This is a genomic window from Nocardia macrotermitis (genome assembly GCF_009604405.1).
GTDB classification, from domain to species: domain Bacteria; phylum Actinomycetota; class Actinomycetes; order Mycobacteriales; family Mycobacteriaceae; genus Nocardia; species Nocardia macrotermitis.
The window spans coordinates 94,097-109,066 of the sequence record NZ_WEGK01000018.1; the positions used below are offsets into that span (position 1 = coordinate 94,097).

The window sequence follows — 14,970 nt, forward strand, 5'->3', positions numbered from 1 at the left end:
CTTGGAACCGGTGTCGGCACAAGGCGCAGGGTTGTTCGGTGAGCAACGCATTTCATGACAAGGTCGCGGTCGTGACGGGCGGGAGTGCCGGTATCGGCTATGTCACCGCACAGAAGATCGCCGAGGGGAGCGGCACTGTCTACATCACAGGACGGGACCAGGACGTCCTGACGGCGGCGGCTGCGGACATATCGGGTGATGTCATCGGGGTGCGGGCCGACTCGCGCTCGGCCGACGATCTCGACCGGCTCTTCGCGCAGGTGGAGCGCCGCAGCGGTCGGGTGGACGTGCTGGTCGTCAACGCGGCGGCGATCGCGACCGCGCCGTTGGGAACCATCACCGAGGACATCATCAGGACAGTCTTCGACGTCAACATCACCGGCACGATCATGACCGTTCAGAAGGCGCTGCCGCTGCTGGTGGACGGTGGCGTCATCGTCCTCACCGGCTCGATGGCTGCACACAAGGCGTCGCGCGGGCGGAGTCTCTACGCGGCCTCCAAGGCCGGTGTCCGCGCTCTCGCCCGCACCTGGGCTCTCGAGCTGACACCACGCGGGATCAGGGTGAACGTGGTGAGCCCGGGCCCGACGGACACGCCTGGTATCGCGCAACTGGCCGCCACCGCCGAGGAACGTGAGGCGCTGTTCGCCGCGATGGGTACCGGGACCCCGATGACCCGGGCCGGTACCGCGGAAGAAGTCGCCGCCGTCATCGCCTTCGTCGCCTCGGACGCGGCCTCCCACGTCAACGGCGCCGACTACCAGGTCGACGGCGGATACGGCCAGGTCTGACATCCTCACGGGGCCGTCACGGCCTACCTGGACACGACCGAATGCCTTCGATCAGCGCAGTGCCGACCCCAACCATGTGGGCGATGGGATGGTGGTGCTCGACGGCACCGTGCAAGCCCCGCCGATGCGCTGGTGCTTGGATGAGGACGGCACGCACCGGTCAGGGCTCGTCGGTCTGTTCGGGCGGCCGGAACTCCAAAGCTTGTCGTAGCCACCGTAGGGCGGCACCCGCGGTGGTCGTTGCGGTGATCTCGCCGGTGAGCTCCCGGTACCGCTGGACGCGAGGGTCGAAATCGTCAGTGCCACAGCGGATCTGCCGCCGGAATCGAGGGGTGTCGAGTGCGCGGCGGGCGGTGGCGTGGGCATCGAGGAAACAGTCCAGTTCGGGTCCTGGTCGCGGTGGAACGTGAGCGCTGAGCAGGGGTTCCACCATCGCGCAGGCTTCGGAGATGCCGGCCAGCAGTTCTCGCGGGTGGCGGATGCTCGCGGGATCCGATCGCCACAGTTGGCGCGAGATTGCCGCTGCCAGTGCGGGATCGGTCGCGGTTCCGACTAGTTCGGCGTAGGCGAGCACCTGCTCGGGGGTCGGATCGGTCGGTGGGGTCGGGACGTTCATCACGACGAACCCCTCGAAGACGCTCGCCGATGCGGGGGCCAGCAACCGTTGCCAGAAGGCGACGAGATCACGGTGAGCGCTGTGCGGATCGCCGACCGCTGCGAGCAGGTCCAGCCGCGTGGCGCGTGCGCCCGACGGCGCATCCTGAGCGGCGGCCAGTATCGCTCGCCGCCACACCAGTGCGCCCAATTCGGTGTCGAGTGCGGCCTGTTCGGCGGCCACGGCTTCGGTGATCGACATCGTGCCGTCCAGGACCGCGGTGATCGCGGTCAGCCCGAGCCCGAGCGCGCGCAACCGGCGCACCGATCGCAGCCGATCCACGGCAGCCGGATCGAACAGGCGGTGCCCGCCGGAGCTGCGATGGGGTTGAACCAGCCCTTCGTCGCAGTAGAAGCGAATGGTGCGCACCGGCACACCGATCAGCCGGGACAGTTCCCCGATACCGACCAGCCCCTCGCGATGTGTGATCTCAGTCACAATAGCTGGAACCTCCACCCGACTGGAATTCCTACCCTACTGGAACAGCCACCGGGGAAAGGGAGTCACGAGAATGGCCGGACCGACATCGATGAGCACCGAACGGACCTGGCAGGCGGTGGACGCCGAACGCGCAGGTCTGGCCGAAATGCTCGAGGCTCTGCCCGAAACCGACTGGGACCACGCCTCCTCGTGCGACGGCTGGCGGGTGCGCGATGTCGTCGCACATCTGGTGTTGTCCGCCCGACCCCGGATCGGCTGGCTACTGCTCAATCTGGCGCGCGCCCGCGGCAGCCTCGACCGCGCCATCGGCGACACGGCCGTCCGCCACGCGAACACCCGCACCAGCGCCCAACTCCTCGCCGAACTGCGCGAGGGTATCGGCGCCCGGGTCACGCCGATCGGCACGACACCGACCGACCGGCTGATGGATCTGCTCGTACACGGCCAGGACGTCGCGATACCCCTCGGAATCACGCACACCGTGCCGGTCGCCGCCGCACGATCGGCGCTGGACCGAATCTGGCACACGGCCGCCCCGTTCCACGCACGCCGGAAATTCGACGGCTACCGCCTCGTGGCAACCGACACCGACTGGTCCGTCGGCGAAGGATCGATCATCGAAGGATCCGTGACCACCTTGTTGCTGCTGCTCACCGGCCGTGACGTCGCAGCCGACCGGCTCGCCGGAGCGGGCGTGGCCCGCTGGACCTCCCGGTGAGCCGACCGTAGCAACATCCCGGACTGTCACCGCCGCAACGAAATACGGACACGATGGCGGTCTGGCGGGCGGGTGACGGCCGGACCGCTGGGGAGTGCGGTGTTCCGATCGGGCTCGGGAATATCGGCGGCCCCGCGGCTGTTTGCCGATCGAAGGGATCGGTAGGTGGAACGTAGGACGTGGAGGGATACCCGCAAGATGTGCAGGTCAACGGTCGGTTAGGCTGATGCGGTCATGAAGTCGGTCATCCCGGGTCCACTAGGTGCGGTGCCCCAGACGGTCTACCTCGACCACGCGGCCACAACACCCATGTTTCCCGCCGCTGTCGAGGCGATGACGGCTGTGCTGGGCGCGGTCGGTAACGCATCCTCGCTGCACGGGTCGGGGCGGGTGGCGCGGCGGCAGTTGGAGGAGGCGCGCGAATCCATCGCCGCCGATCTCGGGGCGCGGCCCTCGGAGGTGATCTTCACCTCGGGTGGCACCGAGAGCGACAATCTCGCCGTCAAGGGGATCTACTGGGCACGCCGGGCCGCGGATCCCAAGCGCACCCGGATTCTGGTCAGCGCGGTGGAGCATCACGCGGTGCTGGACGCGGTCGAATGGCTCGAACAGCACGAGGGCGCGCAGGTGAGTCTGCTCGAGGTCGACCGCGACGGGCTGGTCCCGGCGCCCGCGTTGCGCGAGATCCTGACCAAGCATGCCGGTGAGATCGCGCTGATCTCGATCATGTGGGCCAACAACGAGGTCGGCACGATCGAACCGATCGCCGAATTGGCCGCGCTGGCACAGGAATTCGATATTCCGCTGCACACCGACGCGGTGCAGGCCGCCGCCGCGCTGCCCATCGATTTCGCCGGAAGCGGCGCCGCCGCAGCGAGTTTCGCCGCGCACAAGGTCGGCGGGCCGCACGGTGTCGGGGTGCTGCTGCTGGGGCGTCAGGTGGGTTGCGTGCCGCTGCTGCACGGCGGCGGGCACGAACGCGATCTGCGGTCGGGGACCTCGGATGTGCCCGGTGTCGTCGGGATGGCCGCGGCGCTGCGGGAGACCGTGCAGGAATTGCCTTCGCGCACAGCGGAATTGACGATCCTGCGGGACGACCTGGTCACCGGGGTGCGGGCCGCGATCCCCGACGTGGTGGTCAACGGCCCCGCCGAGTCGCGGCTGCCGGGTATCGCGCACTTCACTTTTCCGGGCTGCGAGGGTGATTCGCTGCTGATGCTGCTGGATGCCGCGGGTATCGAATGTTCGACCGGTTCGGCCTGCAACGCGGGTGTGGCCGCGCCGAGTCATGTGCTGCTGGCGATGGGTGTGCGGGCGAGGGAGGCGCGCGGTTCGCTGCGATTCTCGTTGGGGCACACCTCGACCCGGGCCGATATCGACAGAGTTCTGGAGGCGTTGCCGCCGGCGGTGGACCGGGCGCGGGCGGCCGGACTGGCGAGTGTGCAGGGAGGTTCGCGATGAGGGTGCTGGCGGCGATGAGCGGCGGCGTCGATTCGGCGGTCGCGGCCGCCCGCGCGGTGGCGGCCGGGCACGAGGTGGTCGGTGTGCACCTGGCGCTGTCGGCGACCCCCGGGACGTTGCGCACCGGATCGCGGGGCTGCTGCTCCAAGGAGGACGCCGGTGACGCCCGGCGCGCGGCCGATGTGCTCGGAATCCCGTTCTACGTATGGGATTTCGCCGATCGGTTCAAGGAAGACGTGATCGACGATTTCGTCGCCGCCTATGCGGCGGGCGAGACGCCGAATCCGTGCCTGCGCTGCAACGAGAAGATCAAGTTCTCCGCGCTGGCCGACCGCGCGATCGCGCTGGGATTCGACGCGGTGGCCACCGGTCACTACGCGCGGCTCGAGGACGGCGTGCTGCGTCGCGCGGTGGACGCGGACAAGGATCAGTCCTACGTGCTCGCCGTGCTGACCGCCGAGCAGCTCTCGCGCGCGATGTTCCCGATCGGCGACACCCCGAAGCCGCAGATCCGCGCCGAGGCCGCCGAACGCGGTCTGGCCGTGGCGAACAAGCCCGATTCGCACGACATCTGCTTCATTCCGTCCGGTGACACCCGGGCGTTCCTGGGCGCGAAGATCGGCATCCGGCCGGGCGCGATCGTCGACTCCGACGGGCAGCGGTTGGCCGAACACGATGGCGTGCACGGATTTACGATCGGTCAGCGCAAGGGGCTGGGGTTGCCCGGGCCTGCCGCGGACGGTCGTCCTCGCTATGTCACCGATATCGATCCCGAGTCCGGGACCGTGCGGGTCGGCGGCGCGGAGGAGTTGAACGTGTGGACCGTGCGGGCCGATCGGGCGATCTGGACGTCCGGTGAGCGACCCGAGGGTCCGATCGAATGCATCGTTCAGGTGCGCGCGCACGGCGGTATCGCAGCCGCGGTCGCCGAGCCCGTCGGTGACGGTCTGGTGGCCCGGTTGCGCGCGCCGCTGACCGGCGTCGCCCGAGGTCAGGCCGTTGTTTTGTATCGGCCGGACGCGCTCGGTGACGAGGTCATCGGTAGCGGCGCCATCACCGGCGCGGACCGCGAGCGGGACGATCGGGTCGTGTCCGAGCTGGCGGCGGACAGCCGTCGGTGACCATTTCGCCACTTCCGCCGCACGGCGCGCGGCTGCGGCGCGTGTGCGCCGAACAGGTACTGCGTGTTTCGCGGATGTCCGGCCTCGTGTATGCGGGCGCGCGGTGAGTGTTCGGCAGGCCGGACAGGTACCGGGCGTGGACATTTCGGGCCGCGCTGGTTTCGACGTCGAGCGAGGGGATGTGTGGTGAGCGCTGAGCAGGCCGAGCAGTTGTGGCGCGGTGGTGTCGCTACGGCTGTGGGGTCGTGGCCGGGGACCGATCCGCGGGAAGCCGCAGCGACGATCGTGGGTGAGTTGGGGGAGCTGGCTCATCTGGTCGAATTGCCCGGGCGCGGAACGGGTTCGGACATGATCGGGCGGACCGCGGCCTTGCTGGTCGATATGCCGTTCGATGTGTCGACGCGGGCGTATCGGCTCACCGCACGGCCGAGCGCGGTGGCGCGGCGGGCTCGGGATTTCCTGCGGACCGATCTGGATGCGCTCGAAGAGGCTTGGGAGGGAACGGGTTCGGCGGGGTCCGGGCGGACGGTCAAGGTGCAGGCGGTCGGACCGCTGACGCTGGCGGCGCAGCTGGAATTGACCAGCGGGCATCGGGTGCTCACCGATTCCGGTGCGGTGCGGGATCTTTCGGCGTCCCTCGCCGAGGGGATCACCCGGCACGCGGCGGAGGTTGCCTCGCGGTTGGGTGCGAAAGTTGTTGTGCAGCTGGATGAACCGTCCTCGAGCGCGGTGCTGGAGGGGTCTTTGCCGGGGACCAGCGTGCTGGATTCGGTGCGCGCCGTTCCCGCGCCCGAAGCCTTGTTCGTGTTGGACGCGGTGATCACCGGTGTGCCCGGCCCGGTGCTGGTGCACACCTGTGCGGATCGTCCGGCGCTGGAATTCCTGCGTGGAAGTGCCGCTGCGGCAATCGGTTTCGATCTCGCCACGATACGTACGGCCGATCTGGACGATATCGGTGAGCTGCTCGAGGTCGGAAAGCAGTTGGCGCTGGGCGTGATTCCCGTGCAATCGCCCGCCACCCCGGTTACCTGGCGCGAGCTGGCCGAACCTGCGGTCCGGCTGGTCGATCGGCTCGGTGTCGGTCGCCGCACCCTCGCCGATCGCGTCCTGATCACCCCTGCGTGCGGGCTGGCGAATACGCCGTTGACCTGGGCTCGGCGTGCTCTGTCGCTGGCGACCGAGACCGCTCGGGTGTTTTCCGAGGATCCGGAGTCGTTGACGTTCGAGTGAATCGCCGCGTCACCGGTCGAGTTCGGCCTTTCGGGAAACCACTCGCCCGCACCTGTCGAGTTGCGGTGTGAGGTCGGATTCGTCTGCCGCTCAACGCTTGTCGGTTTGTGCGGTACGAGGGTGCCTATCGGGACCCGAGCGGCGGGCGAGCGCCGGGATGGGCGATCTGCCAGTGCTGCGGTTTGCCGGGCGGGTAGCTGACCGGGATCTGGTCACCGGCGCTCGGCCACTGGTTCACGTCCCAGGCGAAGCGGCCGTAGATCGTCTCACCGGGGACCGAGGGGCCGACAAGGGTGCCGGTGATCGTCACGTACTGCTCACCCTGCGCGGCGGGGCGGGGACTCACGCCCGTCACGTTCAACGTGCCGAACTCGGCGTCGGCCGAAACCGAACCGCCGCGCCCGCGCAGGTACAACATCACCGTCGCCGCCAGCGCACCGACGATCACCACGATGAACACGATTTGCAGCATGCTCACCATGCTAGGCGTTGTCCGGGTGCGGTCCCCGAAGGGCGTTTCCGGCCGCGTTATCGCTGTACTGCCGATGCGTCGAGTCGGGTGCGTGAGGTGATCCGGCCCGGAAAGCGCCGAACGCCGCGTGCGATGAGGGCCGCGGGCGGCCAGTTCTGGTCAGTGCGCGGTCAGCTCACCGGTGCCGTGCGGTGTGCGACGCAACTGCCAGACGATGGTGCGGCGCGACGAACGGCCGTTGCCGCGGTCGACCAGGGTGCGGTTGCGGGTGGTGTAGATCAGTTGTGCGCCACGGGGATTGGTCTCCGGGGTCTGGAACAACTGGATGAGCCGGTCCGCGGTGTCGCCGGACAGGTGGGTGTCGATATCGTCGACGGCCAGCACGCGACCGGTGTCCAGCGCGTCCAGGACGGTCGGGAGCAGACGCAGCAGGGCCAGCGTCGCGGTGGATTCGTCGGTGATCTCGAACGGCGTGTCGATGCCCTCGTGCACCAGGCCCAGGCCCGCGCCGCGCCGGGACACCATGCGGGTGTACAGCGTGTCGCGGGCGGCGCGCAGATTGCTCAGTTCGCGTTCCAGGCCCGTCGGGCTCAGGCCGTGCGTGTTCTCGAATTGCACGGCGTGCGTGGGGGAGGCCAGGCAGGCGTCGAGTTCGGTTGCCGCACCGGAGATTTCGGCGTCCAGGTCGCGTAGGTAGTCCGCGTACATCGGGTCGGGTTCGGCGATGAGCAGATCCTCGATGCCCAGTTCGGCCGAGCGCAGCAGCGTCAGCAGCCGGGCGGCGGTCTCGGGGGAGCGGGAGAGGTGAGCGGCGAGGCGGCGGGCGGTGGTTTCCGCGTCCTCCCGGCCGCGCAGCACGTCCAGTTGCGCGGAGAACCAGCGGTACGCCGGGACCAGCGCCTCGGCGTACATCTGCCCGGCCAGGCTCAGCAGCAGCGCGTTCGGGCGGACCAGCGGAACCAGCGCGCCGATGCCGTAACGCACCGGCTCGAACTGCGGGCCGATCCGGATCTGCTCACCCTCGCGTTCGAAGACGATGCGTTTGCGATTGTGCGGGTGGCTGTGCAGCCATTCGGCGCTGACGTCGGCGTTGTCGAGGCGGAAACCGTAGGTGTAGGAGACGCCCTCGGCGATGAACGTCGCGGCGAATTCCGAAGGGCGATCGGCGAATCCGAGGTGCGGGGCGCGCACCGGACCGGCGTACGGATCCCAGCCGGTGACCGAGTTCAGTACCGCGTCGCGCAGCTGACCCAGCGCGTCGACCAGGCTCGACTTGCCCGACGCCGCCGGGCCGTGCACCGCGGTCACCGGTGCGGGCAGCGCCCCGGCGCGGGTGCCGACAAGCCGCAATTCCTGCGGTTCGGCCAGTGATCTGTGATTGGTCACCTGAAAGTTGCGCAGCACGGATGTGATCCTGCCGCCCGCTGTCCGAGACGGTGACACCGGGTCTTGACAGGCAACCATCCGGCTGCCTATTGTCCAAACATGCAGCCGGATGGTTGCCTATGGAGGATGGTGATGTGGACGAGGTGTTCAAGGCGCTGGCCGATCCGAGCCGCCGCCGCTTGCTCGACAGTCTGAACGCGGACAACGGCCAGACCCTGCGCGAACTGTGCGCCGGGCTGGCGCTGACCAGGCAGGCCGTCAGCAAGCATCTCGTGGTGCTCGAGGCGGCGAATCTGGTCTCCACCCGCCGCCGCGGCCGGGAGAAGTTGCACTATCTGAACGCCGAACCCATCAACGCCATCGCCGATCGCTGGATCAACCGCTACGACCGCGGGCGAGTGCATCTGCTCGCCGACCTCAAATCCGCATTGGAGAGCGTTCCCATGACCGAGTCGAACGAATTCGTCTACACCACCTACATCCGGGCCACCGATCGGCAACTGTGGCAGGCGCTGACCGATCCGGCCTTCACCAGCCGCTACTGGGGGGCGAGTTTCGACACCGACTGGCAGCCCGGCGCGCCGATGACCTGGTCCCAGCGTGGCTGGACCGGCAAGGACCCCGAACAGGTCGTGCTCGAAGCGCAGCCCTACCGCGTGCTGTCCTACACCTGGCACACCGTCGACCAGGCATTCGCCGACGAATTCGGTTTCAGCACAGAAGATTTCGAGAAGCTGTCGCAGGAACCGCGTTCCCGGGTGCGCTTCGAGATCGAGCCGCTGGGCGACCAGGTGAAGCTGACCGTGGTGCACAATGGATTCGGCCCCGGCAGCGCGATGCTCGCGGGCATCACCGAGGGCTGGCCCGCGATCCTGTCGAACCTCAAGACGCTGCTGGAGACCGGCGAACTGCTCCCGGAGCCCCCGAAGGCTTAGTGCCGCGTTTCGCGAATCGAAAAGCGGAGGCGGCGAACGATTTTCGCCACGACAGGGGATGGCCATGGACGACGAGACGTTCCTGAACACGACCGCCGACACACTGTTCGCACTCCCCGGCGTCACCGCCGTCGCGCTGGGCGGCTCACGGGCCCAGGGCACCGCCCGCCCCGACAGCGACTGGGACCTGGCCATCTACTACCGCGGAACGTTCGCCCCAGCTGCCCTAACCGCCGTAGGCTGGCCCGGCCACGTCTCCGAACTCGGCGACTGGGGCGGCGGCGTCTTCAACGGCGGCGCCTGGCTGACCATCGACAACCGCCGCGTCGACGTGCACTACCGCGACCTGGACGTCGTCGACACCCAACTGCGTGCCGCCGAAGCAGGCCGATTCGACATCGAACCCCTGGCCTTCCACCTCGCAGGTATCCCTACCTACCTGCTCGTAGCCGAATTGGCCCTCAATCGCACCCTACGCGGCCCACTTCCGCATCCTACCTATCCGAACCTCTTGCGCCGCAACGCTCCTCACATCTGGTCAACCCATGCCCACATGACCCTCGACTACGCCGCCGCCAACCACGCTCCACACGGCCGCCTGACCCTCTGTGCTGGTCAGATAGCCACAGCCGCAACCTGTTTCGCACACGCCATCCTCGCCGCCCGCGCAGAATGGATCACCAACGAGAAAACCCTTCTCGCCCGAGCCGGACTGACCGCCGTCGACCAGATCATCGAATCCCTCACCCCCGCTCCACGATCCCTGCACACCGCGATCGAGTCCGCACGTACCCTGTGCGCGTCCGGACTCGAAAACATCTGCGACGGCGAAGGAATGCGCTCGCCGGATGCCACATGAGCGGCGTGCTATCCATCGTCCTGTGTTCCGGGGGAAAGGCCTACGCGATCGACCGGGACTGTCCGAGATCTGGCTCTCGGGCACATTCGGTGGTCTCGGCACGGCCGCCGATTCCAAAGGCTCGGATGCGGCGTGAATGATCTTGTCGTAATGGGTATTTCGCGCAGCGATCGTGATGTGTCGCCCGCGCGGACCACCGTATCGGCGGGGCCGCCGAATGTGGACCAGAGCCCGAGATCTCGTGGGTGGGATGGTGATCGGAGAAGCTGAGGCGGCCTGTCTCAGCGGAAAGGATCGTCGTGTCGGAGGAGTCGATATCGGTGGTCGGACAGCAGTCTGCGGCGGATGGTCCGCATGTCCGGTGCCTATCCGAGTCGCAGGGGCCGACGGGAGATCAGGGAAATGTGGATTGGTTGCCGGGATGGAGTCGGCAAGGCCTGGGATTGTGGGAGGTGGGGTGATGACGGTCTCTGGACCGGGGGTGGATCGGTGCTTACGATCGGGGCAAACGGACCGGTGAGGGGGTTGCGCGGTGGAAGTTGTCGGGAGGGCCGGGATTGTCGGTGGGGGGATTGCGGGGTTGGGGGCTGCGATTGCGTTACGGGCTGCGGGATGGGATGTCACGCTGTATGAGCGGTCGCCGGAATTTACCGAGGTCGGGGCAGGGATAACACTTGCGGCCAATGCTTTGGCCGCGTTGGATGCGCTCGGTGTCGGTGATGCGGTGCGGGCCATGGGTGTGGCGGATCGGCGTGCGCTGGCTCGGAATCAGGATGGGCGGGTGCTGATCGATGCGCACATCAGTGATTTCGTCGGTGGGTTGGTGACCGTTCATCGTGCTGATCTGATCGCGATTCTGGCTGCCGCCGCGCCGGGGGAATGCGTCCGTACCGGCGCGCGGGTTGTTCGCGTGGATGCCGACGGGACGGTCGAAACCGAAACCGGCGCAGTGCAATACGACCTGGTTGTGGCTGCCGATGGGGTCAACAGCGTGGTGCGCCGCGTGTTGTGGCCGGGGGCGAGCCTGGTGCGGCGTACCGGAATCACCGCGTGGCGCTGGGTGCTCGACGTGCCCGCACCCGATCCGGTGGGTGTGGTGCTGGGGCGTCACGGGGAATGCGGTGTGGTGCCGATGGCGGGCGGGCGGACCTATGTATTCGCTTCTGCCAGAAAGGGAATCACGAGTCTGGACCATTTCACCAACTGGCCGGATCCCGTCCCGGAACTCATCGCCGCCACCGATCGCTCTCGCGTTGTCGTCGACGAATTGGTCGAGATTCGGGTGCCGCGGCGGCTGTGGTGCGGACACGTCGTACTGGTCGGTGATGCCGGGCATGCTATGCGGCCTACCCTCGGTCAGGGGGCGGGCATGGCACTCGAGGATGTGGTCACGCTGGCCGCTCATGCCACCGACCTGCGTATTTACCAGGATGCCCGGCGTCGTCGGGTCAGCGCTGTGAGCGTGGTGTCCCGCTATGGAATGCGGGTGACGTCGCCAGGATCCACGACACTGGCCGCTGTTCGCGACGCCGCTCTAGTGGCTACTCCGAATACGTTGTCCGTCAGGATGTTTCGGAGTGTCAGTACTCGAGCCCTGGGTAACTGGCAGCCTCCGGTCGGTCGCGTCGATCCGCAATAAGAGGTCTATCCGGGTTGTGGGGCGGATTGTTGATCACCGAACGGAATCTCCAGCGGCGCAGGTGGTTTCGATCAGGGGAGCATGCCGTAGGCGCGGGTGGGGGTGATTCTGACGATTGCTCGGCGGTCGGTGATCATGGCTCGGCGGTAGTCGTTCCAGTCGGGGTGTTCGCCGGAGAGGGCGCGGTAGTAGGCGATGAGTTCGGTGACGGTGGGGTCGTCGGGGGTGGTGGCTACGGGGGTTACTTCGACGTCGCCTTCGATTACCGCGTAGGCCCAGAAGTCTTCTCGGGTGATGTGGAGGGCGGCCCAGGGGGTGCGGGTCAGGTTGGTGTATTTGGCTCGGTCGGCGGTGATGGAGATGCGGATCAGGCCGTCGTCGGCGAGCCAGTGGGTGACGTTGGAGAGTTGGGGGCGGCCGTTCCCGCGGATGGTGGTCAGGACCGAGCGGGTGTGGGCGCGGGCGAAGTCCAGGGCGGTGGTGAGTTCCATACGGGGTCCAACCGGTGGGTGCGGTGTCGGTGTTCCCGGGGTGTGTGCCGAGGTCGCGGAAGTGTCGGTGGCCTCGGCTAATGTTCGACGGGTGAGCGAGCTGGCGAAGGAATCGACGGTACTGGACGCATCCGGTGGTGAGGTCGGCGCGGCCACCGGTGACGAGCGGTTGCAGTGGCAGGAGTTGGCCGAACAGGTGCGCGAACACCAGTTCCGCTACTACGTGCGCGATGCGCCGGTCATCACCGACGGCGAGTTCGACACGCTGTTCCAGCGCCTGCTCGCACTCGAACAGGCGCATCCGGACCTGCGCACCCCCGATTCGCCGACGCAGCTGGTCGGCGGCGGTTTCGCCACCGAATTCACCGCCGTCGACCACCTCGAGCGCATGCTGTCGCTGGACAACGTGTTCGACGCCGAGGAGATGCGCACCTGGGTCAGCCGGGTGGAGGCCGAGACGGGCCCGGACATCCACTACGTCTGCGAGGTGAAGATCGACGGCGTCGCGCTCAACCTCGTCTACGAGAACGGTCGGCTGGTGCGCGGCGCGACCCGGGGCGACGGCCGCACCGGTGAGGATGTCACGCTCAACGCCCGCACCATCGAGGACATCCCCGCCGAACTGACCCCCACCGCGGAGTTCCCGATCCCCGCGCTGCTCGAGGTGCGCGGCGAGGTGTACTTCCGGCTGGAGGACTTCGAGAATCTCAACGCCGCCATCGTCGCGGAAGGTAAAGCGCCGTACGCGAATCCGCGCAATACCGCGGCGGGTTCACTGCGGCAGAAGGATCCGGCGGTCACCGCCCGGCGGCGGCTGCGGATGATCTGTCACGGCTTCGGCCGCATGGAGGGTTTCAGCCCAGCATCCCAGTACGAGGCATATCGGGCGCTGGTGGCCTGGGGGCTGCCGGTGTCCGAGCACACCGTGCGGGTGCAGGGGGCCGACGCGATCCTCGAGCGCGTCGCGTACTGGGGCCGGCACCGGCACGACATCGAGCACGAGATCGACGGCCAGGTCGTCAAGATCGACGAGATCGCCTTGCAGCGTCGACTCGGCTCCACCTCCCGCGCCCCGCGCTGGGCGATCGCCTACAAATATCCGCCGGAGGAGGCCACCACCACCCTGCGCGACATCCAGGTCAACGTCGGCCGCACCGGCCGGGTCACCCCGTTCGCGGTGATGGAACCGGTCTCGATCGCGGGCTCGACCGTCGCCATGGCCACCCTGCACAATGCCGCCGAGGTGGTGCGCAAGGGCGTGCTGATCGGCGATACGGTGACCATCCGCAAGGCCGGTGACGTCATCCCCGAGGTGCTCGGCCCGGTGGTCGACACCCGCGACGGGTCCGAGCGCGCGTTCGTGATGCCGACGCACTGCCCCGAATGCGCCACCGAACTCGCCCCCGAGAAGGAGGGCGACGCCGACATCCGCTGTCCGAACCAGCAGTTCTGTCCGGCACAGCTGCGCGAGCGGCTGTTCCACGCGGCCGGGCGCGGCGCGTTCGACATCGAGTCCCTGGGCTATGAGGCCGCATCCGATCTGCTCGGGTCCGGCGTCCTGGTCAACGAGGGCGACCTGTTCGACCTGACCGAGGAAAAGCTGCTCGGCACAACGCTTTTCGTCAACAAGAACGGCAGCCTCTCGACCAACGGCGGCCACCTGCTGCAAAATCTGGAGTCGGTCAAGCAGCAGCCGCTGTGGCGGGTGCTGGTGGCCCTGTCCATCCGGCACGTCGGGCCGACGGCCGCGCGGGCGCTGGCGGCCGAACTCGGCAGCATGGTACGCATCCGGCAGGCGTCGGAGGAGGAGTTGGCCGCGATCGACGGCGTCGGCCCGACCATCGTGGCCGCGCTGATCGAATGGTTCTCCGTCGATTGGCATCGCGTCATCGTGGACAAGTGGCAGGCCGCGGGCGTGCGCATGGAGGATGAGCGCGATGCCTCCATCGAACGCAATCTCGAGGGCCTGTCGATCGTGGTGACCGGTTCGCTGCAAGGCTTTTCGCGCGACGAGGCCAAGGAGGCGATCCTGCTGCGCGGCGGGAAGGCGGCCGGTTCGGTCTCGAAGAAGACGGCCTTCGTCGTCATCGGCGACGCACCCGGTTCCAAGGCGGCCAAGGCCGAGGAACTCGGGGTGCAGATCCTGGACGAGGCCGCGTTTCGGCTACTGCTCGAGCGCGGCCCCAGCGCGGTCCGGCCCGACGAGGAGGTCGCGGCGGAAGAGTCCGAGGACTCGGAGGAGGGTGCCGAGGCATGACCGTGCACACGGAGTTGACGATCGATACCGCGGAGCGGGCACAGTTCGCCGATATCGGCGCGCTCACCGTCGGCGTGTACGTCGGCGAGGGGCATGTGCACCCCGATAGTCCTTATGTCGCAGAGCTTCTCGACACCGACACCCGGGCGCGCGCGGCGCGGGTGCTGGTCGCCGCGCGCGCCGGTGAGGTGCTCGGTTCGGTGACGATCGCGCGTCCGGGCACACCCTTCGCCGATATCGCCCGGCCGGGTGAGCTGGAATTCCGGATGCTCGCGGTGGAGCCCCGGGCCCGTGGCGGCGGAATCGGCGCCGCCCTCGTGCGCGCGGTGATCGACACGGCCCGCGAGGAGGAGTTCGACGCGGTGGTCCTCACGACCATGCCGGGCATGGCCGATGCCCGTCGCATGTACGACCGGATCGGCTTCGCCCATGTGCCCGAACGGGATTGGGCCACCCCCACCGGTTTGCCGCTGACCGTCATGCGACTGACGTTGTAGCCCTTCGCCGTTGGGTC

At 68.0% G+C, this 14,970-nt stretch carries 14 protein-coding genes; 10 read left to right on the forward strand and 4 right to left on the reverse strand.

From position 1 onward, the window contains the following. Positions 1-38: 38 nt before the first annotated feature. Positions 39-791 carry an SDR family NAD(P)-dependent oxidoreductase gene (locus tag NRB20_RS31490; RefSeq protein ID WP_319945634.1) on the forward strand — a complete coding sequence of 251 codons (753 nt, stop codon included), beginning with the start codon at positions 39-41 and terminating at the stop codon, positions 789-791. A 160-nt stretch (positions 792-951) separates the two neighbouring features. Here NRB20_RS31490 and NRB20_RS31495 read toward each other — a convergent pair whose 3' ends face one another. Then, a complete protein-coding gene (locus NRB20_RS31495) occupies positions 952-1,884 on the reverse strand; it encodes a MerR family transcriptional regulator (protein ID WP_153415039.1) in 933 nt (310 codons plus the stop codon). A 73-nt stretch (positions 1,885-1,957) separates the two neighbouring features. On the opposite strand from NRB20_RS31495, the gene NRB20_RS31500 reads away from it, so the two are divergent. The 4 genes from NRB20_RS31500 to NRB20_RS31515 all read left to right on the forward strand — a co-directional run bounded on the left by NRB20_RS31500 (position 1,958) and on the right by NRB20_RS31515 (position 6,417). Beyond that, positions 1,958-2,605: a maleylpyruvate isomerase family mycothiol-dependent enzyme gene (locus NRB20_RS31500; protein ID WP_227834049.1), complete on the forward strand. Its 648-nt coding sequence runs from the start codon at positions 1,958-1,960 to the stop codon at positions 2,603-2,605. A 234-nt stretch (positions 2,606-2,839) separates the two neighbouring features. Further along, positions 2,840-4,066, forward strand: a complete 1,227-nt coding sequence (locus NRB20_RS31505; protein ID WP_153415040.1) for a cysteine desulfurase family protein — start codon at positions 2,840-2,842, stop codon at positions 4,064-4,066. After that, entirely contained in the window at positions 4,063-5,187 is a 1,125-nt protein-coding gene (gene mnmA / locus NRB20_RS31510; protein WP_153415041.1) for a tRNA 2-thiouridine(34) synthase MnmA, read from the forward strand. Before NRB20_RS31505 ends, mnmA begins: the two co-directional genes overlap by 4 nt. 186 nt (positions 5,188-5,373) lie before the next feature. Continuing rightward, the gene (locus NRB20_RS31515) at positions 5,374-6,417 is read left to right on the forward strand and encodes a methionine synthase (RefSeq protein WP_319945635.1); all 1,044 of its coding nucleotides are present in this window, start codon (positions 5,374-5,376) and stop codon (positions 6,415-6,417) included. Between the two features lie 124 nt (positions 6,418-6,541). Here NRB20_RS31515 and NRB20_RS31520 read toward each other — a convergent pair whose 3' ends face one another. Both NRB20_RS31520 and NRB20_RS31525 read right to left on the reverse strand, forming a co-directional pair. Next, entirely contained in the window at positions 6,542-6,889 is a 348-nt protein-coding gene (locus NRB20_RS31520; protein ID WP_153415043.1) for a hypothetical protein, read from the reverse strand. A 159-nt stretch (positions 6,890-7,048) separates the two neighbouring features. Beyond that, entirely contained in the window at positions 7,049-8,293 is a 1,245-nt protein-coding gene (locus NRB20_RS31525; RefSeq protein WP_319945636.1) for an AAA family ATPase, read from the reverse strand. A gap of 116 nt (positions 8,294-8,409) precedes the next feature. On the opposite strand from NRB20_RS31525, the gene NRB20_RS31530 reads away from it, so the two are divergent. The 3 genes from NRB20_RS31530 (at position 8,410) to NRB20_RS31540 (ending at position 11,708) form a co-directional block, all read left to right on the forward strand. Continuing rightward, complete coding sequence (locus NRB20_RS31530) at positions 8,410-9,210, forward strand: ArsR/SmtB family transcription factor (RefSeq protein ID WP_319945637.1); 801 nt, start codon at positions 8,410-8,412, stop codon at positions 9,208-9,210. Between the two features lie 58 nt (positions 9,211-9,268). Beyond that, a complete protein-coding gene (locus NRB20_RS31535) occupies positions 9,269-10,069 on the forward strand; it encodes a nucleotidyltransferase domain-containing protein (protein ID WP_153415046.1) in 801 nt (266 codons plus the stop codon). A 532-nt stretch (positions 10,070-10,601) separates the two neighbouring features. After that, positions 10,602-11,708 carry an FAD-dependent oxidoreductase gene (locus NRB20_RS31540; RefSeq protein WP_319945638.1) on the forward strand — a complete coding sequence of 369 codons (1,107 nt, stop codon included), beginning with the start codon at positions 10,602-10,604 and terminating at the stop codon, positions 11,706-11,708. A 71-nt stretch (positions 11,709-11,779) separates the two neighbouring features. Here NRB20_RS31540 and NRB20_RS31545 read toward each other — a convergent pair whose 3' ends face one another. Next, positions 11,780-12,199 carry a PPOX class F420-dependent oxidoreductase gene (locus tag NRB20_RS31545; RefSeq protein WP_153415048.1) on the reverse strand — a complete coding sequence of 140 codons (420 nt, stop codon included), beginning with the start codon at positions 12,197-12,199 and terminating at the stop codon, positions 11,780-11,782. Positions 12,200-12,320: 121 nt separating this feature from the next. On the opposite strand from NRB20_RS31545, the gene ligA reads away from it, so the two are divergent. Further along, positions 12,321-14,456: an NAD-dependent DNA ligase LigA gene (gene ligA / locus NRB20_RS31550; RefSeq protein ID WP_153415102.1), complete on the forward strand. Its 2,136-nt coding sequence runs from the start codon at positions 12,321-12,323 to the stop codon at positions 14,454-14,456. Continuing rightward, on the forward strand, positions 14,453-14,953 hold the full coding sequence (locus NRB20_RS31555) for a GNAT family N-acetyltransferase (protein ID WP_153415049.1): 501 nt from the start codon (positions 14,453-14,455) through the stop codon (positions 14,951-14,953). The genes ligA and NRB20_RS31555 overlap by 4 nt, the downstream gene beginning before the upstream one ends. Positions 14,954-14,970: the final 17 nt, after the last annotated feature.

Excerpts from the sequence above, each read along its gene's own strand:
- NRB20_RS31545 (WP_153415048.1), bottom strand. The coding sequence starts at position 12,199 with ATGGAACTCACCACCGCCCTGGACTTCGCCCGCGCCCACACCCGCTCG.
- NRB20_RS31555 (WP_153415049.1), top strand. The coding sequence starts at position 14,453 with ATGACCGTGCACACGGAGTTGACGATCGATACCGCGGAGCGGGCACAG.
- NRB20_RS31505 (WP_153415040.1), top strand. The coding sequence starts at position 2,840 with ATGAAGTCGGTCATCCCGGGTCCACTAGGTGCGGTGCCCCAGACGGTC.
- NRB20_RS31535 (WP_153415046.1), top strand. The coding sequence starts at position 9,269 with ATGGCCATGGACGACGAGACGTTCCTGAACACGACCGCCGACACACTG.
- NRB20_RS31520 (WP_153415043.1), bottom strand. The coding sequence starts at position 6,889 with ATGCTGCAAATCGTGTTCATCGTGGTGATCGTCGGTGCGCTGGCGGCG.
- mnmA (WP_153415041.1), top strand. The coding sequence starts at position 4,063 with ATGAGGGTGCTGGCGGCGATGAGCGGCGGCGTCGATTCGGCGGTCGCG.
- NRB20_RS31500 (WP_227834049.1), top strand. The coding sequence starts at position 1,958 with ATGGCCGGACCGACATCGATGAGCACCGAACGGACCTGGCAGGCGGTG.